Annotated in this window: 1 protein-coding gene; it reads left to right on the top strand. The window is 43.7% G+C overall.

Annotation, left to right across the window (positions count from 1 at the left end):
• On the top strand, positions 1-442 hold a 442-nt coding region (locus AB4585_RS23060), incomplete at both ends, for a mechanosensitive ion channel family protein (RefSeq protein ID WP_372171127.1).

Below are 442 nucleotides of genomic sequence, written 5' to 3'. Positions count from 1 at the left end.
GTTTTCCACCTCTCGGTCCTGACCTGGTGGCTTCATAATGTCATTGCGGCATTTGAGGGATATTTCCTTCGTAAGCCAGATCGCGATCAAACAACAGCTTCTGCCGTCGCTAAAGTAGCAAAGATAGTTTTGTATTCAATTTCAGGGATGGTGTTTCTATCTCAATTGGGCGTGAACCTATCGGCGATTATGACGTTCTCAGGCATGAGTGGTCTAGCTCTTGGCTTTGCGGCTAAGGATATAGTAGCCAACTTTATGTCATCACTCGTCATACACTGGGAAAACCAGATAAAGCTAGGGCAGTGGATATCAAGTCCTGATGAGGATATTGAAGGGATTGTGCGAGCAATCAATATGCGTACGGTTGAGATTGAGCGATTCGATAAATATCCGATGTTCATTCCGACCTCAAAAATTGTGTCTATGAGTATCAGTAATCATT

The organism is Vibrio sp. 10N.222.49.C9 (assembly GCF_041474985.1).
Lineage (GTDB): Bacteria > Pseudomonadota > Gammaproteobacteria > Enterobacterales > Vibrionaceae > Vibrio > Vibrio crassostreae_C.
This window is presented reverse-complemented; position numbering and strand designations above follow the sequence as displayed.